Origin of the sequence: Streptococcus mitis (genome assembly GCF_001579035.1) — a bacterium.
GTDB lineage: Bacteria > Bacillota > Bacilli > Lactobacillales > Streptococcaceae > Streptococcus > Streptococcus mitis_J.
Window position 1 is genome coordinate 92,790 of sequence record NZ_KQ970288.1, and the last position, 4,471, is coordinate 97,260.

Below are 4,471 nucleotides of genomic sequence, written 5' to 3' on the forward strand. Positions count from 1 at the left end.
ATCCTAATGTACATAAACAAGCCATTGTGACATATAAAGTTACTTTTTCTAATCCTCTTATCGTATGATTTTCAAACATAAAGTCTCTATCTAAGCAACCATTGATTCTTTCAATGGCACTTCTCTTATTGTAAAGTCTCTCAAATTTATGTGATTATTGGGATACTTTTGGGAAGATTCGAATATCTTCTGAACTATCTACTCTAAAAATGCGGTTATCATTATATTTTGGATGAAATTCGTAACGCAATGAATCTGTCCCTTTGTACACTAATGGTATTAATTGAAAATCTTCTGTTCGATAAAATACTTCTTCATCTTGATTATAATAGAGTGCTGAGTCTTTATATTGACGGCTTTCTTCATCTTTCCACATATGTCTTGGAGGGATAACCGCGATTATTCCTTGTTCTTCGATGAATTTTCTAAAATTAACACTATCATACCCTTTATCTGCCATCACTGCCCTTGTATTCTTTAATAGGATTTCTGATTCTGTAAGAATTTCTTCAGCAACTTCACGTTCTCCTTTACCTGTTGGAGTCACTTTAAAAGCTATCAGTAGTTCATAATTTACATCTGCTAATAAATGAACTCAAAAACCAAAATAATACTTCGTAATTTTAGTTCCGTTATTTGAATAATAATTTTTTGCGGTCGTATCAGCCTGCGTTTCTCTTCTGCCATCTGGTTCTTTAGTCGATACTTTATTGGCGTAACTTTGAATAATTTTCCCGTCAACGGCTACTTCTTTTCCAAAATCAGCATCATCTCTGTCAAGTCTTCTTGATGTTCCTTTAATTTTTTTATAAAACGAGACATTGCAGCAGAACTTGGCACTATACAAACATAATTATTGGTATGATTCATAGAAATATAGTGAGATCGAAGTCCACATAATTGTCTTAATTGACTATTTCTACGACATTCGCGTAATAAACTTTCAATCGTTGGATGTTGAAAAATAAATTTCGCAAGAAATAATCGCCACATACATACAACCGGATAATCATTTCTACCATTTGCTCGCTCTTCATCTAATTTTTTTAATAACTTTTCTGCTGGTAATACTGATATTATTTGTGCTAATTTTTCTAATTCTCCTAAATTTCTTCTTCACTAAAAAGGCTCGTTTGTGTTACAATGTTCATGTGGAAATCCCTCCTTGAATATTTTTTTAAAACAACTATATTATACAGGAATTTCCACTATTTTTTAGCCGTAAAATTACAAAATAAACAAAATCGACACCAAAAAATCCTTATTTCATGGGACTTCATGGTGGCGATTTTTATTTTAGCACTATCCCTAAAGTATTGGTTTCATTGGGTTGCTTGGGCACGAAAATAATTCGTATTTCATTTGCTAGTCACCCTATAAGCCAAATAAGATGACCATTTTATCGAGACTATAGCTTACATACAAAAACGAGCACTTTCGTACTCGTTTTCTCTGTATAAACTACTGATTAAAGTGAGTTTACGTCAACTTTGATACCAACACCTTGAGTAGTTGTGATAGTCAAGTTTGTTACGTAAGTTCCTTTAGCTGTAGCTGGTTTTGCTTTTTGGATTGTTTCGTTGAAAGCTTTGAAGTTTTCAACCAATTTTTCAGCTTCAAATGATACTTTACCGATGATTGCTTGAACGTTACCTGCACGGTCAGCACGGTAAGTGATTTTACCACCTTTAGACTCTTCAACTGCTTTAGCAACATCCATTGTCACAGTACCAGTTTTAGGGTTTGGCATCAAGTTACGTGGTCCAAGGACACGTCCAAGACGTCCAACAAGAGCCATCATATCAGGTGTAGCGATAACTACGTCGAAGTCCAACCAACCATCGTTGATTTTAGCAACAAGGTCATCTTCACCAACAAAGTCTGCACCAGCAGCTTTTGCTTCTTCAGCTTTTGCACCACGTGCGAAAACAAGAACGCGTGAAGTTTTACCAGTACCGTTTGGCAATACCATTGCTCCACGGATTTGTTGGTCAGCTTTTTTAACGTCGATGTTCAAGTTGTAAGCAACTTCTACAGTTGCATCAAATTTTGCAAAGTTAGTTTCTTTTGCAAGTGCTACAGCTTCTTCTACGCTGTATGCTTTTGTGCTGTCGATTTTCTCAAGAGCAGCACGAAGTTGTTTGCTTTTTTTAGCCATTTTCTATTCTCCTTGTAAGTGGTTCAATCGATTTTCATCTCCCACGTCACTCCTCGAAATGATGAAGTCTTGCGGGTTATCAGTCTATTAGATTCTTTTCCTACGTCGTTAAGTTCCCTTGCTGTACCCAAGTACAAGCATCAGTCACTTGCCTAGTATGAAAAGCAACTAATAGACTGCTGTGAGATTTTCTACTGTGTTATTGATTAGTCAACAACAGTGAATCCCATAGAACGAGCAGTACCTTCGATCATACGCATTGCAGACTCTACGTTTGCTGCGTTCAAATCTGGCATCTTAGTTTCTGCAATTTCTTGTACTTGCGCACGAGTAACTGTAGCAACTTTAGTTTTGTTAGGTGTACCTGATCCTTTTTCAACACCTGCAGCTTTTTTCAAAAGAACAGCAGCTGGTGGTGTTTTAGTGATGAAAGTAAATGATTTATCTTCGTAAACTGAGATAACAACTGGAATGATCATACCAGCTTGGTCAGCTGTACGAGCGTTGAACTCTTTTGTGAATCCCATGATGTTGATACCAGCTTGACCAAGAGCAGGTCCAACCGGTGGAGCTGGTGTAGCTTTACCAGCAGGGATTTGCAATTTTACAAGTTTTTCGACTTTTTTAGCCATTTTTAAATCCTCCTTTGTGGTTTTGGCGGTAATTAAAGATTTTTACCTCCCACAAGTATGCTTTTCACATACCCATCTATTATACACTATTTATCTGGAATTGCAAGAGAAAAGTTTATTTTTAATCGACATAATCTCCGCCTTCAAAGCCATAGTATTCTTCCAAACTGAGACCACTCTCAGCAATTTCTTTTGCTTCTTTTCCGACATAACGCAAGTGCCATTCCTCAGCCATATAGCCTGTTTCCTTTTCCTTACCTTTGAGATAACGGACAACAAAGCCATAATCAGCAGCATGATCCAAGAGCCATTGGGCTGCTTTTTCTTCTGTTACTAAATCACCATCAGTCCCAATAACATCAAAGGCCAAGCCAGTTTGGTGTTCGCTATAGCCAGGACGGGCAGAGTAACGGTCAGCTGCTACTTTCCCATCTTGATTAACATAATCTTGGTAGAGCTTGGTCTGAGTTTCATAACTTCTAAAACCACTATAATGATCACTAATTGGGAAACCTGCCTCTTGCATCGCTTTGATGAGTTTGACCAACTCTGCCTTGGCTGTTGGATTTTCCCCTGGATTGTAGTCTTTTGACAATGGGTAGTGTTTATTTGCTACGATGATTTCATCGTATTTTCCTTGGATGCTGTAGTAGTCTCCTTTATTAACCACTTCTGCTTTCTTCTGGGCAGTTCCTTGAGACTTACTGCCGACTGTCCCATCAGCTTTGCCTGTCTGTTCTGTCTTAGTTTCTCCATCTTCATTTTTTACTTTTTCTTGTGAACAAGCTGCTAGACTCAAGGCTAGCAAAGCTGTCAAGACAAGGTATCTTTTTTTCATTTCTACTCCTTTATTTCTAATAGTTTATCTACTTCTGACGATAAACATTCGACTAATCTTTTAATCTCTTCCGGTTTTACTTGGCAAGTTTCTGCTGTCATTTCTTCAAAGGGAACCCACCAAACTGGCCCACGACCTTTAAGACCGTGGCCATTCATATCACCTGTCCGTCGTGGAAACAGATGCCAATGAAGATGGGCATCGCCATTTCCTAGCAGTTCGATATTCATTTTCTCAGCAGCAAATGCCTTGGCAACTGCCTCTTGGACTAAACTCATTTCTTCGAGAAAACGGAGTCTTGTTTCCTTTTTCAAATGGTGCAATTCGCTGACATGCTCCTTGGCTAGAAAAAGACTATAGCCTTCAAAATACTGGTGGTCTCCAATCACAAGATAGCCTGTTTCCAACTCTTTGACAAAGTAGGGATTTTTCCCAACTTTAATGAACTCAATTCTCTGACAAATAAGGCACATGAGTCTCTCCTTTTAATTCTAATATCTTCAATCTTGAATTTGACAGCTTGAGATAGCGATGTTTGTATTCTCAAATATATAGTGATTAAACCACTCACTGTCAATCCCTCCTTGATTTACTCCTTGGATATCAACTATTTCAAAGTCGATAAGGAGATATTCAAAGTCAAAGAGTCAGTGTTTGTTGGTCATCATCCCCCCTCTTATCTTTGTGAAATAAATTCTTAATCTTATTAAAAAATGGAATAACTTTAAAATTATTTATAAAGCGTCTCTTACTTAACTCAGGTCCCTGTAGCTTCCTATATTCTTCGATATAAATTGTAGATACTTTACCAATTTCACTTTCCCCGAAAATGATGGCTTTTAA

Annotated in this window: 5 protein-coding genes and 3 pseudogenes; all 8 read right to left on the reverse strand. The window is 37.3% G+C overall.

Features of this window, described 5'->3' with window-relative positions:
- Positions 1-139 (reverse strand): annotated as a pseudogene (locus SMIDD26_RS13705) (transposase); the annotation flags it as partial.
- A gap of 15 nt (positions 140-154) precedes the next feature.
- Positions 155-583 (reverse strand): annotated as a pseudogene (locus tag SMIDD26_RS06625) (transposase); the annotation flags it as partial.
- A gap of 161 nt (positions 584-744) precedes the next feature.
- Positions 745-1,080: a transposase gene (locus SMIDD26_RS13710; RefSeq protein ID WP_419986657.1), complete on the reverse strand. Its 336-nt coding sequence runs from the start codon at positions 1,078-1,080 to the stop codon at positions 745-747.
- 388 nt (positions 1,081-1,468) lie between these two features.
- Complete coding sequence (gene rplA, locus SMIDD26_RS06640; RefSeq protein WP_001085675.1) at positions 1,469-2,158, reverse strand: 50S ribosomal protein L1; 690 nt, start codon at positions 2,156-2,158, stop codon at positions 1,469-1,471.
- Positions 2,159-2,364: 206 nt separating this feature from the next.
- A complete protein-coding gene (gene rplK, locus SMIDD26_RS06645; RefSeq protein ID WP_001085807.1) occupies positions 2,365-2,790 on the reverse strand; it encodes a 50S ribosomal protein L11 in 426 nt (141 codons plus the stop codon).
- Positions 2,791-2,911: 121 nt separating this feature from the next.
- A complete protein-coding gene (gene ldcB / locus SMIDD26_RS06650) occupies positions 2,912-3,628 on the reverse strand; it encodes an LD-carboxypeptidase LdcB/DacB (RefSeq protein WP_049511651.1) in 717 nt (238 codons plus the stop codon).
- 2 nt (positions 3,629-3,630) lie between these two features.
- A complete protein-coding gene (locus tag SMIDD26_RS06655; protein ID WP_049511652.1) occupies positions 3,631-4,101 on the reverse strand; it encodes an HIT family protein in 471 nt (156 codons plus the stop codon).
- Between the two features lie 166 nt (positions 4,102-4,267).
- A pseudogene (locus tag SMIDD26_RS13050) lies at positions 4,268-4,471 on the reverse strand (hypothetical protein); the annotation flags it as partial.

What these genes read in the sequence shown, in the direction of transcription:
- rplA (WP_001085675.1), bottom strand. Translation starts at nt 2,158, where the DNA reads ATGGCTAAAAAAAGCAAACAACTTCGTGCTGCTCTTGAGAAAATCGAC.
- rplK (WP_001085807.1), bottom strand. Translation starts at nt 2,790, where the DNA reads ATGGCTAAAAAAGTCGAAAAACTTGTAAAATTGCAAATCCCTGCTGGT.
- ldcB (WP_049511651.1), bottom strand. Translation starts at nt 3,628, where the DNA reads ATGAAAAAAAGATACCTTGTCTTGACAGCTTTGCTAGCCTTGAGTCTA.
- SMIDD26_RS06655 (WP_049511652.1), bottom strand. Translation starts at nt 4,101, where the DNA reads ATGTGCCTTATTTGTCAGAGAATTGAGTTCATTAAAGTTGGGAAAAAT.